The sequence below is a fragment of the Tropheryma whipplei str. Twist genome (assembly GCF_000007485.1).
In the GTDB taxonomy this organism is placed as follows: Bacteria; Actinomycetota; Actinomycetes; order Actinomycetales; family Microbacteriaceae; genus Tropheryma; species Tropheryma whipplei.
Genome location: NC_004572.3, coordinates 69,875 through 95,485, shown reverse-complemented (window position 1 = coordinate 95,485; position 25,611 = coordinate 69,875). Strand labels below are relative to the sequence as shown.

The following is a 25,611-nucleotide window of genomic DNA, read 5'->3' as shown; positions in this document are numbered from 1 at the left end:
CGTTTAAGCGAGTATGAAGTCAATGAATAAAAAACTTGCAGTATTTCTGCTAGCACGAGATCTGAGTTTTGTTCTGTCTGCGACAATCCTTGAAGTTTGGTGTTTATCCTCAGTCACCTGGCCCGTGAACGCAATATTTGGTGTTGTGCTGCCGATTGTCCTGGGTCTGGGGTGGGCGTGTATCTTATCGACATCTCCGGCAATTTCAGCAAGTATATACCTTCGCTCAATCATGTATCTCGTGGTTTCACTGCTTGCAGCTCTAAGTCTAATAGATTTTCGGTCTATTGGTCTTGCCGTTGCACATCTTGTATTAGCATCGTTGATCGGTTTTGTGCTTGTCTTGCTTGATTAAGCTACTAAATAAGGGGCACGTTGCATGTTTTTGTCTTCAGAAATGGTCCAGAGAAATGGTCCAGAGAAACACTGTGGGGCAAAACATTCAATGCGCAAAATGCCTCTTTCCGGTAAAAAACATGGTGACACCCGCCTGTTGAGCAGCAGCTATAACAGCATTATCACGAACAGACCCGCCCGGCTGCACAATAGCCTTTACTCCGGAATTTATTAGCACATCCAGGCCATCAGAAAAGGGAAAAAATGCATCAGATGCGGCGACTGCACCCAGGGATCTGGATCCCGCACGATTTACAGCCAGGTAACACGCATCTAGTCTATTTACCTGCCCCATTCCTATTCCAACCGATGCCATGTTTTTTGCCAGAAGAATCGCATTGGATTTAACAAACGCACAGGATTTCCAGGCAAATTCCAAATCCATTAGCGTCTCGTTATCAGCTCCGGCATCCATAAAAATACGTGGGCCAGACACCTGAGTCCAGCTGGAAAATGTGTCGTGATGGTCAAATTTGTCTGCGTCCTGCACCAGAAATCCACCGGAGATTTGCCGCAACTGATCTTGCGGATACGAAGCGCACTCAGGAAGCTCTACAACCCTCAGATTCTTCTTTTTTAGCAAAAGCTGTAGTGCTTGTGGGTCATAACCGGGCGCCACAACTACCTCTATAAAAATCGGCAAAAGATGAGTTGCAACGTCAAGGGTAACTTCCCTATTGACAGCGACAACACCGCCAAAGGCTGAAGTTGGGTCACACTCATGAGCATTTCTGCATGCAATAGCAACCTCAATATTTGAGGCAATTCCACAAGGGTTACCGTGCTTTACAAACGATACTGTTGGCAGATCAAAGCTGTTGACAATTCTTGAGGCAACATCTGCGTCAAGATAATTGTTGTACGACATCTGCTTGCCCCCAAGAAGAGCTGCACTCGCCAAGCCCAATTGGGGAACGCTCTCCTTGCAAGACAGGTATAGGGAAGCCTTCTGATGACTGTTTTCGCCGTAGCGCAGATCACCCAGTTTTTTGCCACGCAGTTCAACAAAATGATCATTGGAATCGAGATTGTTATCACAAACATCACCTACAGAATCACTCGAAGAATAAAGAGTATGTTTGTAAAACCGCTCGGAAAGCCATCTGGAAATATGAAGATCATATTCGGAAGTGTGTGAATACGCCTTTATAGCGAGTTGGTGGCGCAGGCGGGACGGGGCACCCCTTTCAAGGCTGTTAATCACATGAATGTAGTCACTTGGATCAACAATAACAACAACTCGTGTATGATTTTTTGCCGCAGCCCTTATTAGGGCAGAGCCACCAATGTCAATTTGCTCAATTACATCAGAGAATTCTGCTTCAGAGTTTTTGGAAATTTCAAAAAATGGATACAGGTTGACCACGACAAGATCAAAAGCATCAACGCCAAGCTGCTGTAGCTGCGCGCGGTGCATCTGTGAAGTTGTGTCAGCAAGAATCGGGGCATGTATTTTGGGATGCAGGGTTTTCACGCGGCCATCCAAGAGTTCCCCAACCCCTGTTACCTCAGATACATCGCGCACGGGAATAGACACCCCGCGTATGAACTCTGCCGTGCTGCCGGTTGACACTATTTTGACAGAATGCGCCGCGAGGGCTTCTGCTAGATCTGCAAGGCCTGACTTATCACTCACTGAAATAAGAGCTCTTTTTATACGTATATTTGTCGTCATATTCTAAACATTACTTATCACTAAAATTTACCGACCCGTTCATCGATCTCCTGTTTTACCAGAGGGACGCCTCACGCTGTTATGCAAAAGATTCTTTAGAATGAATTGCTCGGTGTATATATTTTTGATAGCCCGACATAAAAGCAGATGCTCAACCTTTTTTATGCGACTATGTAAAGTCTGACATGTGTCAGAGGAATAGACTTTAACCCTCATCTGAGATATAACAGGGCCCGTGTCAATTCCATTGTCCACCCTGATAACACTTGCACCGGTTGTTTTTACACCGGCCCGCAACGCATCCTCGACTGCATTCATTCCGGGAAACTCAGGTAAATACGATGGATGTGTGTTGATCAAATTAGGTGACAGAGCATCAACAACACATGATGGCAGAATACGCATAAATCCGCTCAACACGACCAGATCAGGCTTGTAAGCCAAGACGGTGTTTAGTAGATTCGCCCCCCATGCGTCACGATTGGAATATTCTTTGAATGGGGATACAAAAAATGGAATTCCATAATCTGAGGCATGCGAAAGTGCTGGAGCATGCCTGTCAGAGCCAACGGCAACAATCTCAGCTTTGAGCTCCTTTTGTTCGCAAGCTCGAATTAGACGCAAGAGACCTGAGCCAATCCCGGATACCATAACAATAAGTCTCATAGCAGTTTTCATATCACTCAAGGTCTTTCATTCTTGGAACGCCAAGCCCGGGTTTATTACGACTTTTACCTTTGATCGCTGGGTCTACTTTTGATTGTTTGCCCCACAATCTTTTCACATGACACACCCTGCAAATTGTTCGCCAGAAATACACTGCAGTAAACACAGACCGCCCTGAAGTCTCGGGGGTATTACCTGTATTCAATTCAGTTGTTTTGCTTACTGACGCCTTGCTTACTGACGCTTTGTTTGCATTGGGGCGGCCAAAAATTGGCAGGAGGCTTGAAGCCCTCGACGGTAAATGGGCAAGGTATTCCCAAACCCGTGGAGTTTTAATCCTCTCATATGCTGTGTATGGCTTGAAAATTATTCCTATAACAACACCAACAAGAACACCGCAGAAAATATCTGCAAATGAGAGAAGGAACAGTAGCAAAAGATCAATCCCGACTGATTGACGAGGGCTAATTGACCCCCCACTCAGATAGCTCAGAAAAACCAGACTAAGAGTTGCTAATACAACGCCAGAAAATCCAATAACCAGCTTCCAGCCAAAACTAAAAGATATGCTTCGGTTTTTCATAAGCCAAATACCAACCGGAATAACACAAACAGTAGTTAGGATAATATTTCCCATCAAAGGAAAATTTTGTGCCGGCAGCGAGGCAAATACTGGAACCAGTGGCAAGGAATAATCACCATGGTCAATTGAAAAACCACCAAAGTGAAGACCGCCAATATAAAACCCAGCACCCACCTGCCAAGAGATTATCCATATCAAAAAGTTTGGCAAGAAGGCGAGTTGTAAAAGGGTAATACTGATTAGACCAACTATTCCCGCATGCATACTGTTATAGATCTGCACCGTATCAAAAGTATGCAAAAACTGCAAACCGGCAAAAACCATGCTTGCAAGAGACAGCTGCAAAAGAAGAAGCATAATTGCGCAGCGCATACTAAGGCCCGCTAGCTCTCTGAGCCATTTCGGTGCATGCAACCGGATGATTGGGGTGACAATTCTGGAATGATTTCTGTTTATGAGAATCTCACTTGCTAAAAGCGCAAAAGATATATAAAGAAAGAGTCCAAAAAAAATAACTTTCACTGGGTCAAGTGTTACAAGTTCCCAATGAACAAAGCTTAGAATCACCATCGCGGTTATGACATAGGCAATGGATGCAATAACAAAAAGTAAAATCCTTCTCCCAAATAATACACAGCGTCTTGCGAGGCGCAAGGAAATCAGCATCGTGACAAGTGTCATGCTCAACGGAATAACGCTGACGGAAAACTCAAGGGGGCGAAGAACTCTAACGGGAACTCCAAAACCTGCACCCCATATTGCAAGCGCACCTTCCAAGCGATATGAAAATGGACCATAGAGATTATCTGAAAAGATCCAACTTACCAACAGAACCACAAGGGGAATTAAGATCGGTGTTACAACAGCAAAGCATGCATCAAGTGCAGTTACAAAGAGTAGCGGTAATACTTTCACAGCTTTGCCTCAAGCGAGTTTTGGGGAACCCCCGTCCCGCTTTCTACGCCCTGGTCTGCAATAAAACCCACAGGGTATCTCGATGACATAACTGACTGCGGTGCTGACTGCGGCGCAATGGGGGCAAACAAAAACCGGTTTCTTAGCATAGCCTCTTCGGGGCCTTCAGGCTGAAAATCCTTAACAAGAACACTGCCGCGTAGCGCAGAAATCTCACTTCGATCTGGACCATTCGCACCATGCAACTGTACGGAGAATTATTGATTCTATTGTTTGCATTTTACAATGGGTGCAATACTCGCGAGCAAACTGCGGCGTTTATCAGCAAATTCAACAACAATTATCTGTTTTGGGCCCAAACCAAGAACATCAACCACCGTTCCAACACCAAAAACGGAATGCTTTACACTATCCGAAATAGAAAAACTCTCACGGGGGTATCGGTTTTTCAAAACATGCACTGATTGCCGTGACTCCCCTGCGGGACGCGCTGTAAACCCGTACAGGGGACCGGTAAATCTCTTGTGTGTAAACCGACTGTGCCACCGCAGGAGATGCTGAGGAATTTCATCCCAAAAACGACTCGGCAAGCGCACCCCATCTGTGTATCGTTTTCGGTAGCTACTAAAAGAAAGGTGAAGAACTTTTTTTGCGCGCGTCATACCAACATAGGCAAGTCTACGCTCTTCTTCTATGCCATTCTTCTCTTTAAGAGACATTTCGTGAGGAAGGATACCCTCTTCCAGACCAGTTAGAAACACAAAATCAAATTCAAGACCCTTTGCCATATGTAAGGTCATGAGGGTAATCTGGCCCGGTGCGTCATCAGACTGATCGTAGGATGTCATAAGTGCAATATTTGTCATAAAGTCAGATAGAGTGCCTCCGGGGTTTTCTTTTGCGAAATCCTCAACCGAATCTACAAAGTCCCCAATATTGATCTTTCTAGCCTCATTTTGAGGATCATCAGTGTTGTTGAATCGACTTAGAAGGTCTGTAGCTTTTAGCAGGTCGTCGAGCAGTTCATTGGCCGGCATACTAGATCCGGCAAAGCGATTTAATAAGTAAAAGAGATCCCGAAGGGCTGATTTGGCAGATGGCTGAATGTTAATTTCATCAATGCGAGAAAGTGCCTGCATAAGTGTTATGCCTCTAGCACTGGCAAATTCAACAAGCCTATTCTCTGATACCGTTCCGACACCACGCTTTGGAACATTTAGAATACGCCTGAGAGCCAGCGTATCGTCTGGATTGACAATTACTGTCAGATACGCCAGAATATCTTTTATTTCAGCGCGTTCATAAAATTTTGTCCCGCCAACAACTCTGTATGGAATTGATTGCCTGATGAGCGATTCTTCTATTACTCTGCTCTGAGTATTGGATCGGTAAAAAACCGCTATATCAGACAAGCTCTCACCTTGATCGACCAGATGGCGCACCCTATCTGCAACAAAACGCCCCTCTTCTTCTGCGGAAGATGCACAGTATGCAATAACCTTCTCGCCGGCACCTAGCTCGCTCCACAGGTTTTTATCCTTACGATTCTGATTATTTGAAATAAGCGCATTGGCAGCTAAAAGAATATTCTGGCAAGAGCGGTAATTCTGCTCCAATAAGATTGTGTGACAGTCCGGGAAATCGTTTTCGAAATTCACTATATTGGCAATATCAGCACCCCGGAAAGCGTATATGCTCTGATCTGAATCACCGACAGCTGTCAGAGACATGTCGCTTTTATCACCTTTTGTCAGCTCAAGAATAAGCCTATACTGGGCATGGTTTGTATCCTGATATTCGTCTACCAAAAGATACTTCCAGCGGTTTCTATACATTGCAGAAATCTCCGGGGATTTCTGGAGTAAAAAAACTGTTTCGGAAATAAGATCATCAAAGTCAAAGGCATTTGCCTCTTTCAGAATCTCCTGGTAGCGCCTAAAAACGTGCAGGATAAACTGTTCTCTCTGTAAGGTAATCGAAGTTACCGAATTGCCATTAGTGGAATTTGAGGCAAGACAGCGCGAATAGGTGTCTGGGGTATGCATTTGGTTTTTCAACAGACCTATTTGCGAGGCAACCATGCTTGCCGTTAGTCCAAAAGTATCCGTAGACTGACAGATTTGTTTGATAATCGCACGCTGGTCTGCAGCATCATATATCGTGAAATTCTTTGCCTTGCCTAGATGCCCGACACATTCACGAAGAATTCTCACACAGACTGAATGGAAGGTAGATATCTGCATATCTCTGACGGATAATCCGACAAGATCCCCGGTGCGATGGCGCATTTCAGATGCAGCCTTATTTGTGAATGTAATCGCCAATATCTGGTCACAGGATGCTTCACCTGTTGCCAGAAATCCGGCAATCCTATGGGTCAGCACCTTAGTCTTACCACTGCCGGCGCCAGCGGAAATAAGAAGGGTTGGCCCCCTATAGCAGACACCCTCCACCTGCTGGGGGTTCAAACCCTTGAGTAAATCGGCCGGAATTGTCATAAGTGCTGCGCTCTCTAGAGCGCACAGCGTCTAGAATACCCCGTAAACCCGGTAGCCTCAAAGCTCAGTAGTGCATCGACGCAAAGTCCAAGCAGTAAGATACCCTACTCCCACTCTATCGTTGCTGGGGGCTTGGGTGTGATATCAAGAACAACACGCACGATTTCAGGAATTTCGTTTGTTATACGACCAGAAATTCGTGCAAGAACATCGTATGGTAATCGGTACCAATCCGCGGTCATTGCGTCATCAGACGAAACGGGCCGGATAACAATCGGAAAGCCGCATGATCTACTATCTCCGCGAACGCCTACTGATTGCACGTCAGATAGTAAGATAACTGGGCACTGCCAGATATCAGTCCAGTCTCGCAACTCATGCCTGACAATTGCATCGGCCGCACGCAGAATAGACAGCTTCTTGTTTGTAACCTCACCAATTATTCTTATAGCAAGGCCAGGGCCAGGGAAGGGCTGTCTGTGCACTATGTGCTTAGGTATACCGAGTTGAAGGCCAATTTTTCGCACTTCATCCTTGAAAAGATACTTCAGCGGTTCTAATAATTCAAAACCAAGATTATCCGACAAGCCACCAACATTATGATGACTTTTTATAGTCGCGCCACCCGGGGTTGCTCCGGATTCAACGAGATCCGGATAAAGCGTGCCCTGTAAGAGAAAGTGCGGCTTTATATCAAATCGCTCTTGCAATTTTGAAAAACAGGCAATAAACTCGCGACCAATTACCTTACGCTTTTGCTCAGAATCACGTATCCCTGAAAGGGCGCTCAGAAAACAATCTGAGGCATCATAAGTAGACACATTAAGACCAAGAGATGAACAATACTCCTCAACCTGCTCCCTCTCATTCAACCGAAGAAGGCCATGATCAACAAAAACACATCGCAGCCTATCGCCTATCGCACGGTGTGTGAGTGTTGCGGCAACGACAGAGTCAACTCCTCCGCTAAGAGCACACAAAACCCTCTTACAACCAACAGTTTTGCGGATACTGTCAACTGTCCCACAAATTGTCTGTTCTGGATCCCAGTTTGGCGCGGCAAAACTTGATAAAAAGGCTTTTATTGTGTGTTTACCAAACCGGCTGTGCTTTACTTCCGGGTGCCATTGCACACCAGCAATTGTTCTATCACGGTTGCAAAATGAAAGAACAGCATCCTGAGAAGTTGAAAGAATGCAAAAATTTTTGGGAGCGCGTATAACACTATCACCATGGCTCATCCACACTGTCTGGCGGTCGGGTTGGCCAGAAAAAAACGCCTTGTTGACAATTGTTATATCCGCAGGGCCGTATTCTGGAGCATTTGCTTTTTTGACAGATCCACCGAATGCCTGTGCAAGCAGTTGAAAGCCGTAGCAAATGCCAAAAACGGGAATGCCACAATTAAGAATCTCTTCGTCAAGCTTGGGGGCATTATCTTTGTATGCGCTAGCAGGCCCTCCAGAGAGAAATATGGCAATCGGGGACAAGGCAAGACATTCAGCAGCAGAAATACTCGGGGATGCAAACTCTGCGTAATACCCGCACTCTCTTATCGCACGGACTACAAGCTGCGAATATTGAGAGCCAAAATCAACAACAAGAACAGGTCTCATGTCGACACAAACCGTTTTGAAAGTTTCTTGTAAACATACCGCTCGACCACAAAACTCATAAGAGGCACAACCCCGCCGAGAGCGATAACGATAAATAGTGCAAATCCAAAACGGACCTTACTCCAGAGATAGAGATCAGACCACAAATAGAAAACATAAAACCAACCATGGAATATCAGGGTCATAACGGATAAGTTAAGCCCTGATGGCTCAGGGGCATCTACATGATAGAGCTCGACCAAAGCACCACCAGTCAGTGCAAAAACCTGCACTCCCAATATATATTTGAGGAACATCTCAACGCAGACCAAGATTAGAAGCACCCCAGTTATGCTGGATGCAGCGCGATACATCCTAAAGGCAGAGAGCACGGAATTATCACCCGGACAGACGGGTTGACGTACAGGCTCTTGTTCAGAGGAACCCTTAGGCAATGCGCACCCCTATATAAACATAACAAAGCCAAAAGAGGCTAGAGCCCAACGAAAGCCAATAGGCCTCAGTCTCTTTTTGCGCAACTCTCAATCTCAGGGGTCCTGACTAAATAAAACCACACATACAGGCAAAACCCGGCAAACAGGAACCACTCTACAGCATAAAAAATATTCAGCCAATTTATTCGAGCGGGCTGCCCGGGCAGAATCGACACTCTCCCCAAGCCTAACCCAGGCGGGTCGTCCAGAACAATAAAACCAGAAAAAACTCTTGGATCAGAAAATTTGCGCCACATATTTATCATGGCCGCAGAAGACATCCTGTTTAACGTGCCTGATTCAGGCAGCTTCAAAGAGTCGGGTGGTTCATCGTAATAAAAACGACCCGATATCTTCTGCGAAGCGACAACCTTGGTCTGCTTCAAGTGTGAACATGCGGTGGCCACAGCATTACGGTCTCCATACCCCAACACCGTCGGTAAAGCTCCATTTGGGGTATTGTACCTTGCAACAAGCCACCAGGTTGACTCACCCTTTTCATATCTATCGGACACAATAAGAGTATCTTCTGGGATAAGTTGACCCTCTAAGGCAATCCGCTGTCCGTGCAAGATATGTGTATGTACCGAAAAATCTGTGACTATACCTGTTCCCGGATCATCTTGAGGCGAATATGAGCGCGAAAGTTGCCAAAACCCAAGGTAAACAAAACAAAATGAAACCAAAAGAAATGGCGCCAGGAGTAATAGACTGGAGACCTTGAAATATGTCCTAGGCACAACACCGTCGTTGGTCCTGTATAACAACCATCTCGACCCGCTGAAAATTCTTCAGATCTTGAAAGCCAGCCAGTGCAACCGCTCGTCGAATTGCTCCTGCAAAATTTACCGTTCCATCTGGGGAATGTCCCGGGCCCTGGATAATCTCCTGCAAAGAGGCAGTTTGCCCTATGTAGGCGCGTCGACCCCTCGGTAAAGTCATGTGATGGGCCTCTCTACCCCAGTGGTACCCGAATCCCGGAGAGGTTGTCGAGCGTACAAGTGGAGTTCCCATCATTACCGCATCAGCACCGAGAGCTAATGCATTCACAGCCATACCGCTGGTGTTCATGCTCCCGTCGGCAATTACTTGAACATATCGCCCTCCAGATTCATCCAAATAATCTTTTCTTGCCGCTGCAACATCTGCTATTGCAGTTGCCATAGGCACCTTTATTCCAAGTGAAGCATGGTTCGTTGATCCTGCGCATCCGCCAAAACCGACCAAAACCCCGGCCGCGCCGGTGCGCATCATGTGCAAGGCCGCAGTATAGGTTGCAACACCGCCCACCATAACTGGAACATCTAGCTCGTATATAAACCTCTTCAGGTTTAGAACATTGTCACTCTTTGAAACATGTTCAGCGGATACAGTGCCCCCACGAATGACAAAAATATCTACGCCCGCTGAGATTACACTCTTGTAAAGCGCATTTGTGGTTTGCGGAGAAAGGCAACCTGCAACAATCACCCCTGCATCGCGAAGCTCCTGCAAGCGCCTTTCCAGTAGGTGCCGTTTAATTGGCTCCGAGTATATTTTCTGAAGGCCAAGACACGCTTTTTCCTCCGGCAGTGCAGAAATCTCGCGCAGGACAGGTTCTGGATTCTCGTAACGTGTCCAAACACCTTCGAGATCCAAAATACCAAGACAGCCAAATTCGGACAGTTCAACAATCGTGCTTGGTGAGACAACAGAGTCCGCTGGAGAAGAAATAATCGGTGTGTCAAAAGAGAAAGCATCCATCTTCCACTCGATTGATACCTCACTAGAGTGACGGGTACGCCTGCTCGGAACAACAGCAACTTCATCGAGCGAAAAAGCTCTTCTGGCATTTCTGGAAAAACCGACTTCCATAAGTCTACGTTCTGTAGTTTGGGGTTTCGACAATCATTTCAATATCATGCGGATGTGACTCTTTTAGTCCAGCTGAGGTGATTCTTACAAACCGACCTTTATCCTGCAGTTCATTGATATCCCTGCAGCCGACATAAAACATAGACTGCCTGAGCCCTCCCAGTAATTGGTAAAAAACCGTGCTGACAGAACCGGTATGTGGCACTTGCCCTTCAACACCCTCGGCAATGGGGTGCGAATCCAGATCATGCTGAAAATATCTATCACGAGAGTAGGATGCCCTGGCCTGCATGGCGCCTGCAGAACCCATTCCTCTGTAGATCTTGTACTGCTTCCCACCACGGGATATTAACTCCCCCGGGCTTTCATCACAACCGGCGAGAAGTCCGCCCAACATAACGGACTTGGCCCCGGCAACCAGGGCTTTTGCGATATCGCCAGAATAATGCAGTCCACCATCCGCAATTATTGGAACCGATGATGTTTGCGCGCACTCGTATATAGCCGTTATCTGCGGAACCCCAACACCTGCTATAACCCGGGTGGTACAAATCGAACCCGGGCCAATCCCAACCTTAACAGCATCAGCGCCAGAGTCAATCAGTGCCTTCGCACCATCACCGGTCGCGACATTACCACCAATTATGTCAATGTCGGCAAAGGTTGAATCGTTTTTCAGGCGATTTATCATCTTCAGGGCTCCATCAGAATAACCATTGGCCGTATCAACGACAATGAAATCAACACCTGCAGCAGCCAAAGCAAGGGCTCTGTCATATGCATCACCAAAGAAGCCAATTGCTGCACCAACGATCAGGCATCCATTCTTGTCCTTGGTTGCAAACGGATAACGCTGGCGGTTTACAAAATCCTTTACCGTAATAAGACCAAAGAGTCGACCATGCTCATCCACAAGCGGCAGCTTCTCCAGTCTGTGCTTGTAGAGCAAGTCCCGTGCTTCCTCTGAAGATATATTTGGCGAAGCGGTAATTAGGGGAGACCTCGTCATCACCTCTGAAACACGGACAGAAGCGCGATGCTCGTGCCTATAGGGCCACATATCGCGGCTTGTAACTATCCCAAGCAGGGTATTATCCTCATCGACCACAGGGAATCCGGATATCTTGTAACGCGAACAGCGCTGCTCGACTTCCTCCAAGGTCAGATCGGGAGAAACAGAAACGGGCCTCGTGATCATGCCCGACTCACTCAGCTTTACACGAGTTACGTGCTCTGCCTGGTCCGCAATCGACATATTGCGATGGATAACCCCAACACCACCAAGACGGGCCATCGCAACAGCCATACCAGACTCTGTAACGGTATCCATCGCAGCCGACACAAGCGGCGCCGAGAGTCTTATACGCCGGGTGAGAAAACTACCGAAGTTAACCTGACTGGGCAAAACATCAGAGCGCCCAGGAACGAGCATAACATCGTCATACGTGAGCCCAACTCCGGAAAGCTTATGGAGGTGCACAACAACACGCTACCGAATGGTACGCAAGAGGAACGGGCTAAAAGAGTCGGTTACCGATGAACAACCGCGAGCACATCCCTTGAAGCCAAGATCGTGTACTCGTCATCGCCCAGTTTAACCTCGGTACCACCATAGCGCGCGTAGATAACGCGATCGCCGACAGAAACATCAAGCGGGACACGATTCCCATCGTCGTTAAGAGAACCGGGACCGACGGCAACAACTTCACCCTCCTGAGGGCGCTCCTGCGCGGTATCGGGAATAACCAAACCGCTTGCTGTAACCTGCTCCGCATCGGCCGGTCTGATAACTACACGATCGCCGAGTGGTTTAATTGCAAATGACACAGCTGAACCTCTTCCATGTACTAAGACTTCCAAATCAATCGAAGGCAGAAAGCCCCGCGAGAACAATATTCTACCAAAGCGTAACAGGCAGTGCTAAAACGCAAAACACCCCGCATACGCGAGGGGGATAACAGCATGCAAACAATGACATAATGTATGTGTGAATAACTTTGACGCAAGCGCCCCCATTGATGAATGCAGAGTGCTCGGTCATGTGAATGAGAACCGCTTCTTACTATTAGCGATGCATGGATACAGTGGGAATAATCAGGTTATGTACGACACGGTCAAAAGTTTTATGCCGCAAGAGATTCAGGCTGGAATCAGTATCGTCTCCCTGAGGGCGCCAATTGATCTCTCAAGCGTCAGTGAAAGCCCCGACGAAGGATTTGCCTGGTTTCTGTTTGATGAATCTGATTCATATAAAAATTCATATAAAACACTTTCGCAGAGCGCGAAACAGATTCTTAGCTGGCTGGATACAAAAAAACCAGCTGGTATTGGGCTTCTTGGTTTTAGTCAAGGCGGGGCAATGTGCATGGAGCTCTTGCGAGCGGCACCCGAGAAATTTGACTTTGCGGTCAATATAAGTGGATTTGTCTGGGGTCCGCCTAGGAGAGATGACAGTGTTCTGGCCGGAGGTCTTGAAAAAAGAGTTCGCTACGGCGATTCTCTTGTGACAGAAAGGCGTAGAACAGAGGTTTTCTGGGGTCTTGGAAAAGAAGACACGATACTGCCATACAAGGTATGGGAGGCAACCCAGGCCTGGCTTCTTAGCGTAACAAATCCTGAAATACGTATATACCCAGAGCTTGCCCACAAGATCTGCGACGAAGAAGTGCGTGATATATCGTCGTTTCTCCTTCGGCATCTTGAGAATCGGGTGGGTCGTATAACTCCAGCGATTCGTTGCAGATGGAAAGAGCAAGACCTAACTGGTAAAAATGTAGTTCTTTTGCTGCACGGATATGGCTCATCAGAGAGTGAACTTATTCGATGGACTGGCCCCTCGGCGGCGCAAGTGAGCCTGGATGAACAGACAGAACAGTATCTTCCTGAAAATACGACCTATATATCACTGCAGGGACCCATACCAGAGGCAATGGGATACGCGTGGTTTGACAGGAATGCGACTGATGTAGGTGATGCAGTTAATTCTGTTGTTAATTGGTTTTGTGATTTGGTGCAAACTTTTGGCAAACCAGCCAGGGTTGGGCTTCTTGGTTTTAGTCAAGGCGGGGCTGTTTGCATTGAGTTGCTATTGAGACATCCGGAACTATTTGATTTGGCTGTTGTTTTGAGTGGCTTTGCCGTTGGGTCAACCACTTCTTACGCAAAAAAACCAGTCCTCTGGATACGCGGTGACTCTGACTCTGTAATAGATGAGAATCGCGTTCTGTCAACCAAATACGTATTGGAGAAGTCTTCAGAACTCACCGAAGAATGCCTGAGTGGGCTCACGCATGAAATAACCCCAGAAGTGATTGCCCGCGCGAGTAAATATCTCAGAGCTCACCTTTGAACAAGCTCACCTGTGAATAAAGGAGCGTTATGCCTCTCGGTCTTGTCGACTTGGGGGCTCTAAGACGGGTATTTACCGGCACTACAGGCTACTTTAGGTCAAGCATTCTAGATAAAGAAATTCTCGTTACAGAAATTCTCGTTACAAGATCAAGGCATGCTTAGCACTGCGGTCAAAATGAGGTAAGGCAACTATAATCATTAGCCACTATAAATTAGTATGTGGTCAAATCATAGAATTACTGTACGGGATAGTCATCGGGCAATTCAAGGCCTTGTGTTAGAGAAGAAAAATCAAACTCTGGATCAACAGAGTCACCTTCCAAAAGGTTTTCGATTTCTGGACGTCGAGTCGGGTACATCCGGGAAATAGCCTCAGGTCTAGGCTCCGGCTCAACATCACGATAGACAGACAAGCCAGTGCCAGCCGGGATAAGGTTTCCTATAATAACATTCTCTTTTAAGCCAATCAGAGGATCTCTTCTTCCAGAAATAACGGCCTGAGTTAAAACACGAGTAGTCTCCTGGAAGGAGGCGGCGGACAACCAAGACTCGGTAGCCAAGCTGGCCTTGGTAATGCCGGTAACCTCTTGACGGGCTGAAGCGGTTTTACGTCCCTCCGCTTGCGCCTCGCGATTTAGCTCCTGATATCGAGACTGATCAATAAGTTCACCGGGTAACATAGACGTGTCGCCGTGATCAACGACGGTAACCTTGCGCAGCATCTGGCGCACAATAACCTCAATATGCTTATTGTGAATAGGAACACCCTGTGAGCGATACACCTGCTGAACCCCATTTACGAGGTACTCCTGAACTGCACGAATACCCTTGACTCGCAAAACTTCCTTTGGATCCAATGAACCCTCGACCAATTGATCACCGAGTGAAACGCGACTGCCGTCTTTAACGCGGAGCTGCGCGCGCTTTAGAACAGTGTAACTAAACTCTTCGTTGTTATCAGACTTAAGAATAAGCCGGCGCGCTCTATCACCATCTTCAATGGACACAGTCCCATCTGCCTCGGCAATAGGAGCTGCAGCCCTGGGTGTTCTCGCTTCAAAAAGCTCCTGAACCCTAGGAAGGCCCTGGGTGATATCAACAGCAGATGCCGAACCACCACTGTGGAATGTACGCATTGTGAGCTGAGTGCCAGGCTCACCAATGGACTGGGCGGCAACAATTCCAACCGCGTCACCTATATCGACACGAGCACCCGTTGCAAGAGAGCGACCATAGCAGGCGGAGCAGACCCCAACTTTGGATCGACATGTCAGAACAGACCTGACTTCAACAGACTCAACACCGGCAGCGATGAAACTGTCGATCATGATGCCACTTATATCTTCTCCGGCCTTTGCAATAAGATTGTCATCCGGAGTTTTTACATCCTCAGCAAGGGTTCTGCCGTAAACCGAATGTTCCGCATTCTCCACCTTATGAAGTTCACCATCATCACCGCGGAATGTAACTGGCATGCGAACACCCCGTGTAAAGCCGCAGTCGCGCTCGCGAACAACAACATCCTGAGCCACGTCAACCAAGCGTCTTGTCAGATAACCAGAATCGGCCGTTTTTAGGGCAGTGTCAACAAGACCTTTACGAGCACCGTGCGTAGAAATGAAATACTCGGTAACAGAAAGCCCCTCGCGATAAGAAGAAATAATAGGCCTCGGAATTGTCTCACCTTTTGGGTTTGCAACTAAGCCACGCATACCCGCAATGTTGCGTACTTGAAGCCAGTTGCCCCTAGCTCCTGAAGTAACCATAGTATTGATCGTATTATCGTCCGGAAAACACTTACGCATCGCTTCCGCGACACGATCTGTTGCCTCAGACCAAATGGAAACCAGGGCCTGTCGCCTTTCTAGGTCAGTTAGAAGGCCTATCTCAAAATCCTGTTGAACACCCCTGGCCTGCGCCTCGTACTTAGAAATTATCTCCTGCTTTTCGGGCGGTGACACGACATCGGAAATTGCAACAGTAACACCAGAACGGGTCGCCCAATGAAATCCCACACTCTTTATTTTGTCCAGAGTGTTCGCCACCTCGACCTTTGAATAGACCTCGGCCAGGTTATTAATAATCGACGAAATTACTTGCTTATCAACTAATTCATTGATGTAAGGGTGCCCATCGGGCAGAGCTTCATTGAAAATAGCACGACCCAAAGTTGTTTCAACAACTGCCGAATCAAGCGTTTTTCCGTCTAATACAATATTGGAAAAAAGAATCTTTACAGGAGCACTGATTGACAGGTCGCCCCGGTCCTTTGCCATAATAGCCTCGGCGACCGAAGAGAATGCGCGGCCAGCACCCTTAGCAGAAGGTTTCACGGTTGTCAGATGATACAACCCAATGATCATGTCATGACTCGGTAGGGTTACGGGTCGACCATCTGAAGGATTCAAGATATTATTCGAGGCGAGCATTAAAACACGCGCCTCGGCCTGGGCTTCAAGAGAGAGCGGTAAGTGCACCGCCATTTGGTCTCCATCAAAATCAGCATTAAAAGCAGCACACACAAGCGGATGCAACTGAATCGCTTTGCCTTCAACGAGCTGAGGTTCAAAAGCCTGGATACCGAGCCTGTGCAAGGTCGGAGCCCTGTTGAGTAAAACAGGCCTCGCCTTTATAACAGCATCCAGCATATCCCATACAGCCGGATCGCCACGCTCAATCATCCGTCTCGCAGACCGTATATTGGGAGCTAAGGCAAGATCTAAAAGCCGCTTGACAATAAAGGGCTTAAACAATTCCAGCGCCATAAGCTTGGGCAACCCGCATTGATGGAGCTGAAGGGTAGGACCAACAACGATAACCGAACGACCTGAATAATCAACGCGCTTTCCAAGCAAATTCTGACGAAATCGCCCGGATTTTCCTTTGAGCATGTCAGAAAGGGATTTTAAAGTCCTGTTATTAGTCCCACTGACTGGTCTACCACGGCGGCCATTGTCAAAAAGCGCATCAACAGCCTCCTGCAGCATTCGCTTTTCATTGTTGACAATAATACGCGGCGCACCAAGATCCAAGAGTCTCTTTAGTCTGTTGTTACGGTTGATAACCCGCCGATAAAGATCATTCAGATCAGATGCGGCAAATCGGCCAGCATCAAGCTGAACCATAGGCCTCAGTTCAGGGGGAATAACAGGTATTACATCAAGGACCATGCATGCTGGATTTGCCTTAGAGGTAATAAACGAATTGACAACCCTAAGACGCTTTATGGCGCGCACCTTACGCTGGCCACGACACTCAACAATCTGAACACCAAGTTCCTGAGCTGTTTTCTGTAGATCGAAGTCTTCAAGGCGACGCTTAATCGCCTCTGCGCCCATACATGCATCAAAATAATCACCATAGCGATCTTGCACATCACGAAAAACATCATCCTCAGCATATAGGCCGCCAACTTTGAGAGCTTTGAAACTGTCCCAAACCCTCTCAAGGTGTTCGATTTTATCGTCATATTCACGGCGGATATTAGCCATCTTGTTCTCCGCCTCACTGCGGACTTTGTTAATACGGGAAGCGGAGGTCTTTGCATCCTGCAGCTCAGTTATTGTTCTCTCGAGTTCAGAAACAGCGGATGCGATACTTGCATCACAAGCATCACGCAATTGCTTTATATCCAGGCGAAGCTCATTCTCCAGATCCTGCAGATCCTCCTTGCGACCTTCCTCGTCCAAAGAAACAACCATATAAGCAGCGAAGTATATAACCTTGTCAAGGTCTTTTGGCGCAATATCCAACAAATAACCCAACCGACTCGGAACGCCTTTGAAATACCAGATATGGGTCACAGGGGCCGCAAGCTCTATATGCCCCATACGCTCGCGTCTAACGGAAGACTGGGTAACTTCAACCCCACAGCGTTCACATACAACGCCTCTGTATCGACTGCGCTTGTACTTACCGCATCCACACTCCCAATCCCGCGTCGGACCGAAAATCTGCTCGCCAAACAAGCCATCTTTCTCGGGCTTTAGGGTTCTGTAGTTTATAGTCTCCGGCTTTTTTACAACGCCATATGACCAACGACGAATATCTTCAGTCGTGGCCATACTAACCCGGATTTCTTTAAAAGATGTAGACAAAACAAACCTCTTTTGCGAATGCCCGACTAGACCTCTTCAAGCGAACCAACTTCTACCTTGGGAGACGTATCCAGACCTTCTTCTATCTGTAGGGTTTCAGCATCAGCGGAAACATCATCCTCACCGTCAGAAACAACCTCAATATTTATGCACAAAGACTGCATTTCCTTGACAATAACCTTAAATGATTCAGGCACACCGGGGGTAGGAATTGGATAACCCTTGACAATCGCATCGTATACCTTTACCCGGCCAACAACGTCATCAGACTTTATTGTTAGCAACTCTTGGAGTGCGTGCGCTGCACCATATGCCTCAAGCGCCCACACCTCCATCTCTCCGAAGCGCTGCCCACCGAATTGTGCCTTGCCGCCCAGCGGTTGCTGGGTTATCATCGAATACGGTCCTGTTGAGCGAGCATGAATCTTGTCGTCTACCAGATGGTGCAACTTTAGGACATACATGTAACCGACGGAAATAGGTTCCGGGAAGGGCTCCCCCGTGCGGCCATCATAGAGAATAGCCTTACCATCAGAACCGACAGCACGCTCACCATCACGGTTTGGAAATACAGAAGAAAAAAGCCCGGTTATCTCCCCTTCGGAAATTCCATCAAAAACCGGACTTGAAACCCTACTATCAGGCTGCGCCTCGCGCACCCGAATATCTTTTGCCCAATCAGGATCACCCTCTATTTTCCATCCTTGCTTAGAGATCCACCCCAAATGGGTTTCCAAAACCTGCCCGAAGTTCATACGCGCGGGCACGCCGAGCGGATTAAGGATTATATCAACGGGGGTCCCATCAGCCATGAAGGGCATATCCTCTACCGGAAGGATCTTTGAAATAACACCCTTGTTGCCATGGCGCCCAGCAAGCTTATCTCCCTCCGTAATCTTGCGCTTATGCGCTATGTACACAACAACCCGCTGATTTATGCCGGCACCCAGCTTATCTTCACCGTCAACCGCATCAAACAACTTAACATCGATTACGGTCCCCTGCTGCCCGTGTGGGACCTTCAAACTTGTGTCGCGAACCTCCATGCTCTTCTCGTTAAAGATAGCCCTCAGCAAACGCTCTTCCGCGCTGAGTTCGGTCTCGCCCTTTGGGGTCACCTTACCAACCAAAATGTCCCCAGGGCCAACCTCAGCGCCAATCCGGATAATACCCCGTTCGTCCAAGTCCTTTATGTAATCCATGCTTACATTCGGAAGGTCTCGCGTTATTTCTTCACTGCCCAGCTTCGTATCCCGGGTGCTAACCTCATGTTCTTCTATGTGGATTGACGAAAGGGTGTCGTCCTTGACCAAATTCTGGCTGATAATTATCGCATCCTCAAAGTTATAGCCCTCCCAGGGCATGAAAGCAACCAGAAGATTTCTACCAAGACTAAGCTCACCTTTGTCAGTACATGGACCATCTGCAAGAACTGTACCTTTTTCTACACGATCTCCGGATCGGACCACAACTCGCTGGTTGTAACAGTTGCCCTGATTTGAACGAACAAATTTACCAACATGGTAGTCGCGATGTTTCCCGTCATCCTGCTTGACAGTGACAACATCAGCGGAAACATCCCCCACAATGCCCGGATCCTCGGCAATTAAAACATCACCCGCATCGATCGCTACATACCGCTCCATACCTGTGCCGACCAGGGGACTCTCCGTAACCAGAAGTGGTACAGCCTGTCTCTGCATATTCGATCCCATGAGAGCACGGTTAGCGTCATTATGTTCAAGGAAGGGTATAAGCGAAGTTGCAACAGACACCATCTGACGTCCAGACACATCCATATAATCAACCTGATCGGCCGGTACAACCTCGACCTCTCCACCTTTTCGGCGAACCAGAACACGCTCATCAACAAACGAGTTGTCCGGTCGCAGCGGAGTGCTTGCCTGGGCAATCGCATGCTCATCTTCCTGTGTTGCTGTCATATACTCAATATCGTCTGTGACTTTTCCGTTGACAACACGTCTATATGGGGTTTCTATAAAGCCGAAACTGTTCACCCTGGAATAGCACGCTAAAGACCCTATAAGGCCAATATTTGGACCTTCTGGGGTTTCGATCGGACACATCCTGCCGTAATGACTGGGATTTACGTCTCGAACCTCAACACCGGCACGTTCGCGGGACAGTCCACCGGGGCCAAGAGCTGACAAGCGCCTCTTGTGCGTAAGGCCGGCAAGGGGGTTATTCTGATCCATAAACTGCGAGAGCTGGCTGGTGCCATAAAACTCCTTCAGCGCTGCAACAATTGGCATGACATTTATGAGTGTCTGCGGGATAATCGCCTCTATATCCTGGGTTGTCATGCGCTCTCTCACAACCCGCTCCATTCTGGCCAGACCAGCCCGGAGCTGGTTTTGCACCAACTCACCAACCGGTCTAATGCGCCTATTACCAAGATGGTCAATATCATCGGTTGAAATTGGTACACTCTTGTTGCTGTTTAGCACCGCAACCTCGGAGAAACCGAGATGCAAGGCCGCGAGATAACGAATTGTTGCGATAATATCCGACCTCGTAAGAACCATCCGAGTTGGATCAACATCAACACCGAGTTTGCGATTTACTTTGTACCTTCCAACCCTTGCCAGGTCAAAACGTCTGCTGGTAAAGTAAAAATTCTCTAAGAGTGCACGCCCAGCCTCAGCCGATGCCTGCTCCCCCGGACGAACGCGACGGTATATTTCCCGGAGCGCGTCATCTCTGGACAGCCCAATATTCTTTTCGTGCTGGACGCTTATTGATTCAAACTCGCCAAATGCATCCCTGATCTCATCATCAGTCATGCCAATTGCTCTCAGAAAGAAAATAACCGGCTGCCTGCGCTTCCTGTCAACCCTAACGCCAAGCTGGTCATGCCTGTCAACTTCGAATTCTAGCCAAGCACCGCGAGCGGGGATTATTCTGCCCGAAAAAAGATCCTTTTCACTGTTTTTTTCCGGCGTGCGCTCAAAATAAACACCAGGGCTGCGAACAAGCTGAGAGACAACAACTCTCTCGGTGCCGTTTATGACGAATGTACCCTTGTCAGTCATAAGCGGGAAATCGCCCATAAAAACCGTCTGAGTCTTTATCTCGCCCGTATCATGATTCATGAACTCGGCCTCAACATACAGGGGCGCCGAATAGGTCCTGCCTCGAACACGGCATTCCCTTACGCTCAACTCTTCGGCCTCCAGAACCGGCTTGGAGAAATTAAGCTGCATATTGCCAGCCGAATCTTCTATGGGGGATATCTCATCAAACACCTCATCCAGCCCACTCTTTTCGGCAATTGGGGCGCCTGACGGATTTTTGCGGTAAGCATCAAGGGCGACGCGCCACCTAGGGCCGCCTATGAGCCAGTCAAAACTATCGAGCTGCAAATCAAGAAGGTTCGGAACCTCAAGCGGATCAGAGATCTTACCGAGAGAGGAGCGACCTATCGCACAAACCCTTTTACCCTTAGCAGAAGCCAAAAAACCTACCCCAAACAAAGACACCCAAAGCGGGCAAGAGGGAGAAAAACCCCGACAAAGCCAGAGCCGACCGCAATATGAAGGCAAGTGGCGAGACAGCGAGAACGATTGTAGCAAATCCAGGGCAGCATAGCAAGCTGCGACACTTTACAGCACCCCGCGCGTTTACAGGAATAACACTGGGGCAGTTATAACGCCACATTGGCATTACCAAGGACACAGGCTCGAATGCAAAAATTACAGTGCCAGATTCATCTAGCTAGCAAGTCCCCAAGTAAAAAATATTGCAAATGGAATCAGACAAATGATCCCAAGCCTAAAAGCTATTGCAAACTCTTTTGAAGTCACGGCAGTGGCCAAAATTATCACAATTGGCGCGCTGAGGAGAAGGGTTAAAAAAACATAGCCAATAAAAGGCAACTCGATTAGCAGAATCGCGACTACAATGTAGGGCACAGCAATAAGAGCAATACAAACTATCCTGGCAATTAAGACCCCAAACAAAACGGAGAAGGTACGTTTATTGCTCTGCATATCACTTTCGTGATCACGCAAATTATTCATAAGCAGAATGGCGGCAGACCATGAACCTGCAACAACAGCTACCAGAAAAGATGACAGTGTAACAATTCCAGACAACAGAAAGACAGTCCCGATAACTGTTACGGGTCCGAAAAAAATAAAAACAGACAATTCCCCAAGTCCGAAATAAGCGTACGGGAAAGGTCCTGCAGTGTACAGGTAAGCAGCAGCAATCGAAAACACACCGACTAAGATGAGCTGCCACCTCTGGGTGAGGATAACGGCAATCAGTCCAGAGCCTGCAGCGGCAATCAAAAATGAAAGACCAGTCGTCAGAACCGAAAACGGATTAGCGCCTGAGGCTGTAAGGCGCCGCGAGGCGTGCGACCTATTGGAATCTGCGCCGCGTATTCCATCCCCATAGTCGTTGATGTAATTCGCACCAATCTGGAGTAAAACAGCGGTCAATGCCGCAAGAGCAACTAATAAAAGTGAAGCCTTTCTTCCGGTGACGGTCAGAAGTGCAGCACCCCACCCAAGCGAAACTGCCGACAGGGAAACAATGAGGGTGGCCGGGCGGGAAGCAAGTAGCCACGGCAGTATCAAGCTTCTTTTCTTTTTTCTTCTGCGTTTCTCCAAGGCCACAATCCTTATAATCGACTTAACTACTGTAGAACAAAGTTATACTTTGATGAACTAAAACCGTCAATAGAGAACTCCACCGTATACTCACCGGGAGTTGCCTTTGGGCGAACAGAAAAGTCCTTTCCGCAATCAGAAATATTTGCGATTTCCCTGTGCCACGTGAGAGTTTGTGATGTCAGAGTCTGTTTTGGTAAAAGCATCACTAGGGCGTTTGTTGGGTCAACAAGGCAAATCTTACTATCCCATATCAATTTGCCATCACGAATAATACGATAGCTCTGAGATGCAGTACCTACATTGATGCGACACGGGGATATCCCTATATTGCGAACTGAAGCCCTAAATGCTGGAAGTCGATTTTTTGTATAAGACTCTCTATCGGATGTTACGAAAACCGCGATCTGCTCTTCGGTGCATCTATCGTCGGCAACTTTAATCGGTGTGGGTTGGGGCAACGCCGGCCTCTCATGCCCTGGAGATCTTGTAGCAAAAAAGACCGCAACAATCAAAGGCAGAACAATTAGCATCGATAGCATAATACGTCGACGAAGATAAACCCTTTTCATATCCGCATTTTAAACAGCAAGATGGACCTCAAGCAAATGCGGAAAAATCCGCGATTTCAGAGCTTTGCGCAAACTGTTCGGATCCGGACAAAACGTGTACTTCCAACCAAATGCATGAGATACGAGCCTAAAATCGACTCTACACGGAACATAAAGAACCCTCTTGTAATCCGATGGCGTTGCATGCACTTCCAGGGTGTCAAAAATACCGCCACCGAAGTCGTTCCCAATGACAATCTGTAGCCTGTATTTCGCCTCCATAAGGGGGATGAGCAGAGCGCCAATATCATGCACACCGGTAAGGTCACCAACGAGAACTCGAGTTGTACGATTTGTGGCGATGGCGATACCAGCTGCCGTTGACAGATTACCGTCTATCCCTGACAACCCACGATTGGCAAAAACGGTAACTCTCTTGCCGGGCAAGATAGAGTCTGCGACCCTTATGAGTTGTGATGATCCAAAAAACAATATTTCGTCTTCTTTGGTTATATTCCAAATCTCGCTAACAAGTTGTTGTCGAGTGACACGGTGTCCGCGCGGTCTGTCTGAGGAGATTACATCCTGCGATATGCAGCCTGCTGATGCCGAGGCAAACTTAGCTGCCCCAAGCGGGATTCCAGAAAAACTGTCCTCATCAACAAGAACATTGGCTACGGGTCGGGCAGTTCCTGACGGGTTATAAAACTCACGCCCAAAAGGTGCAACCACAATGGTGTCAATGCTTCTCTTCGTTAAAAAAGTGGGAATTTCGCTACTGAGCGTTGGGTGGCCAAAAACGATTGCACGTCTGATATCTAAGCTGTTCTCAGTGAGCCAATTACGATAGTTTTTTATCAGGAACGGCCCAAAGCGTGATCCACTGCTTATCTCAGCAACCAGAGGCCAGCCAGTTGCGCAGGCTATATCCGCAGGCCTTCTGCCCGAGCCAGTCCCGGCAATAATAACCGTCGGTGGATCGTCCTTTCTGAGGACCAGTGTTTCTCTCTTGCTGCGAAGGACTTTTTTGTGCTTTAGTGCACTGCCTTTATTGTCCCCGGGCTGCACCGCATGTGCGCACGAAAGTGGATTGTCAAAGGCAACATTTATATGCACGGGTCCAGGACCTGCGCCTCGTAAACTCGACACACCAAGTGCTGCCTGTAAGGCACTATCTATAACTCTTTCACCGGGTACATCCTGTTCAATATGGCAAAAAAATCTGACCCAGTGAGAAAAAAATTTCTCTTGATTCATTGTTTGATTAGACCTTTTACCGTGCAATTCCCGCGGGCGGTCAGCCGTTATAACAATCAGCGGAACAAATGAATGAGAGGCTTCAACAACAGCAGGGTACAAATTTGCCACAGCACTCCCACTTGTTGTTATAACAACAGCAGGGGAATCAAGAGCCTTGGCCATTCCAAAGGCGGTAAAAGCAGCAACTCTTTCATCAATGCGGACAGTAAGCCTTACCAGCCCTGCACGCTCTAGAGCAACCGCGGCAAGCGCGAGTGCCTGGGATCTTGCTCCCGGAGCGACAACAATATCACGCACACCGCGCTCGGCAAGTAGATTTAGCAAGCAAAAAGCAATCCCAGACGCACATGTCATAGGCTAATCAAGGTGTTTCGCATCGATTACAAGCGTCAAGGCTGTGTGCCACGCTCATCGCGCAGCTTTTTCAAATGTGCCGCTCGCAAGTCAAGATAGTCACCTATAGCCCGAGTACGCAGTCTTGTCAGAAACAAATAGCTTGAAGTCAAGCCTACAGCAGAGGCAACAATTAAAGAGTACAACGGATGCATCCCAAGATACAGGAGCACAAAGAGCGGGGCAAAAAACACCACAAGACGCAGAATGAGAAAAATGAAAATTACCCTCATTTTTGAAAGCTTCACAGGAATATGCGACGACTTATGGCTCGATGTTCTAACATTTAACACGTGGGTCTCCTGGTCCTAATTATACTTTCTGATGCTTGCATAAGTTTGCTAGCCTTTGTTGACTGTGTGCTGCGGGAACGTGAAAAGATACAGGTTTTATCAAGATCACTTTGGCTTGTAACAGTGCTGTTAGTTCCCTTCGTTGGTGCTTTGTTGTGGCTGACAATCGGGAGGGGTTGGGGTAAGGTATTCTCAAAACCAGAGCATGGCGAGGGCGGTTCCTGAATAGGGCTGATGCAGAAGTCATTCGGGAAGTATCTAGAAACAGGCAGCATCTAGAAAACTAGCGCAAGTTGGGTGCCGAAAGTATTGCGGCAAGAAGCATCGCGGTGAGGCTTTTCACGCGAGGCGCT

Annotated in this window: 21 protein-coding genes; 4 read left to right on the top strand and 17 right to left on the bottom strand. The window is 47.7% G+C overall.

All coding sequences use genetic code 11. The features are described 5' to 3' along the window. Window positions 1–22 precede the first annotated feature (22 nt). Window positions 23–355, top strand: coding sequence for a hypothetical protein (locus TWT_RS00465; protein WP_230440408.1), 333 nt, complete (start codon window positions 23–25; stop codon window positions 353–355). Window positions 356–442: 87 nt separating this feature from the next. On the opposite strand, the gene purH is transcribed toward TWT_RS00465, so the two are convergent. The 11 genes from purH to groES all read right to left on the bottom strand — a co-directional run bounded on the left by purH (window position 443) and on the right by groES (window position 12,503). Further along, window positions 443–2,071: a bifunctional phosphoribosylaminoimidazolecarboxamide formyltransferase/IMP cyclohydrolase gene (purH, locus tag TWT_RS00460; RefSeq protein WP_011096059.1), complete on the bottom strand. Its 1,629-nt coding sequence runs from the start codon at window positions 2,069–2,071 to the stop codon at window positions 443–445. Between the two features lie 39 nt (window positions 2,072–2,110). Continuing rightward, window positions 2,111–2,749: a phosphoribosylglycinamide formyltransferase gene (purN, locus tag TWT_RS00455; RefSeq protein WP_011096058.1), complete on the bottom strand. Its 639-nt coding sequence runs from the start codon at window positions 2,747–2,749 to the stop codon at window positions 2,111–2,113. A 1-nt stretch (window position 2,750) separates the two neighbouring features. Beyond that, window positions 2,751–4,235: a cell division protein PerM gene (locus TWT_RS00450; protein ID WP_011102333.1), complete on the bottom strand. Its 1,485-nt coding sequence runs from the start codon at window positions 4,233–4,235 to the stop codon at window positions 2,751–2,753. Next, window positions 4,232–4,480: a hypothetical protein gene (locus TWT_RS00445; protein WP_011102332.1), complete on the bottom strand. Its 249-nt coding sequence runs from the start codon at window positions 4,478–4,480 to the stop codon at window positions 4,232–4,234. The genes TWT_RS00450 and TWT_RS00445 overlap by 4 nt, the downstream gene beginning before the upstream one ends. A gap of 21 nt (window positions 4,481–4,501) precedes the next feature. After that, window positions 4,502–6,733: an ATP-dependent helicase gene (locus TWT_RS00440; RefSeq protein WP_011102331.1), complete on the bottom strand. Its 2,232-nt coding sequence runs from the start codon at window positions 6,731–6,733 to the stop codon at window positions 4,502–4,504. 104 nt (window positions 6,734–6,837) lie between these two features. Next, window positions 6,838–8,349: a glutamine-hydrolyzing GMP synthase gene (gene guaA, locus TWT_RS00435; protein WP_011102330.1), complete on the bottom strand. Its 1,512-nt coding sequence runs from the start codon at window positions 8,347–8,349 to the stop codon at window positions 6,838–6,840. Continuing rightward, window positions 8,346–8,783: a DUF3817 domain-containing protein gene (locus tag TWT_RS00430; RefSeq protein ID WP_011096054.1), complete on the bottom strand. Its 438-nt coding sequence runs from the start codon at window positions 8,781–8,783 to the stop codon at window positions 8,346–8,348. Before TWT_RS00430 ends, guaA begins: the two co-directional genes overlap by 4 nt. A 65-nt stretch (window positions 8,784–8,848) precedes the next feature. After that, entirely contained in the window at window positions 8,849–9,562 is a 714-nt protein-coding gene (locus TWT_RS00425) for an SURF1 family cytochrome oxidase biogenesis protein (RefSeq protein ID WP_155105114.1), read from the bottom strand. Next, the gene (locus tag TWT_RS00420) at window positions 9,555–10,676 is read right to left on the bottom strand and encodes a GuaB3 family IMP dehydrogenase-related protein (protein WP_011096052.1); all 1,122 of its coding nucleotides are present in this window, start codon (window positions 10,674–10,676) and stop codon (window positions 9,555–9,557) included. The genes TWT_RS00425 and TWT_RS00420 overlap by 8 nt, the downstream gene beginning before the upstream one ends. A 4-nt stretch (window positions 10,677–10,680) precedes the next feature. After that, on the bottom strand, window positions 10,681–12,156 hold the full coding sequence (gene guaB, locus TWT_RS00415) for an IMP dehydrogenase (protein WP_011102327.1): 1,476 nt from the start codon (window positions 12,154–12,156) through the stop codon (window positions 10,681–10,683). Between the two features lie 50 nt (window positions 12,157–12,206). Next, window positions 12,207–12,503, bottom strand: a complete 297-nt coding sequence (groES, locus tag TWT_RS00410; RefSeq protein WP_033800049.1) for a co-chaperone GroES — start codon at window positions 12,501–12,503, stop codon at window positions 12,207–12,209. 160 nt (window positions 12,504–12,663) lie between these two features. Here groES and TWT_RS00405 point away from each other — a divergent pair, with 160 nt between their 5' ends. Both TWT_RS00405 and TWT_RS05130 read left to right on the top strand, forming a co-directional pair. Continuing rightward, complete coding sequence (locus TWT_RS00405) at window positions 12,664–14,025, top strand: alpha/beta hydrolase (protein WP_011102325.1); 1,362 nt, start codon at window positions 12,664–12,666, stop codon at window positions 14,023–14,025. Window positions 14,026–14,054: 29 nt separating this feature from the next. Then, window positions 14,055–14,189, top strand: a complete 135-nt coding sequence (locus TWT_RS05130) for a hypothetical protein (RefSeq protein ID WP_272940636.1) — start codon at window positions 14,055–14,057, stop codon at window positions 14,187–14,189. 74 nt (window positions 14,190–14,263) lie between these two features. On the opposite strand, the gene rpoC is transcribed toward TWT_RS05130, so the two are convergent. The 6 genes from rpoC to TWT_RS00375 form a co-directional block, all read right to left on the bottom strand. Then, a complete protein-coding gene (rpoC, locus tag TWT_RS00400; protein WP_011102324.1) occupies window positions 14,264–18,124 on the bottom strand; it encodes a DNA-directed RNA polymerase subunit beta' in 3,861 nt (1,286 codons plus the stop codon). A 26-nt stretch (window positions 18,125–18,150) separates the two neighbouring features. Then, window positions 18,151–21,600: a DNA-directed RNA polymerase subunit beta gene (locus tag TWT_RS00395; protein ID WP_038105660.1), complete on the bottom strand. Its 3,450-nt coding sequence runs from the start codon at window positions 21,598–21,600 to the stop codon at window positions 18,151–18,153. Window positions 21,601–21,855: 255 nt separating this feature from the next. After that, on the bottom strand, window positions 21,856–22,767 hold the full coding sequence (menA, locus tag TWT_RS00390) for a 1,4-dihydroxy-2-naphthoate octaprenyltransferase (protein ID WP_011096046.1): 912 nt from the start codon (window positions 22,765–22,767) through the stop codon (window positions 21,856–21,858). Window positions 22,768–22,787: 20 nt separating this feature from the next. Continuing rightward, window positions 22,788–23,333 carry a hypothetical protein gene (locus tag TWT_RS00385; protein WP_011102322.1) on the bottom strand — a complete coding sequence of 182 codons (546 nt, stop codon included), beginning with the start codon at window positions 23,331–23,333 and terminating at the stop codon, window positions 22,788–22,790. 9 nt (window positions 23,334–23,342) lie between these two features. Next, a complete protein-coding gene (gene menD, locus TWT_RS00380; RefSeq protein ID WP_011102321.1) occupies window positions 23,343–24,926 on the bottom strand; it encodes a 2-succinyl-5-enolpyruvyl-6-hydroxy-3-cyclohexene-1-carboxylic-acid synthase in 1,584 nt (527 codons plus the stop codon). A 35-nt stretch (window positions 24,927–24,961) separates the two neighbouring features. After that, window positions 24,962–25,198, bottom strand: a complete 237-nt coding sequence (locus TWT_RS00375; protein WP_148224232.1) for a hypothetical protein — start codon at window positions 25,196–25,198, stop codon at window positions 24,962–24,964. Window positions 25,199–25,258: 60 nt separating this feature from the next. On the opposite strand from TWT_RS00375, the gene TWT_RS05185 reads away from it, so the two are divergent. Continuing rightward, window positions 25,259–25,483 (top strand): PLD nuclease N-terminal domain-containing protein, encoded by a 225-nt coding sequence (locus tag TWT_RS05185; protein ID WP_011102319.1) that lies wholly within the window; start codon window positions 25,259–25,261, stop codon window positions 25,481–25,483. Window positions 25,484–25,611 lie beyond the last annotated feature (128 nt).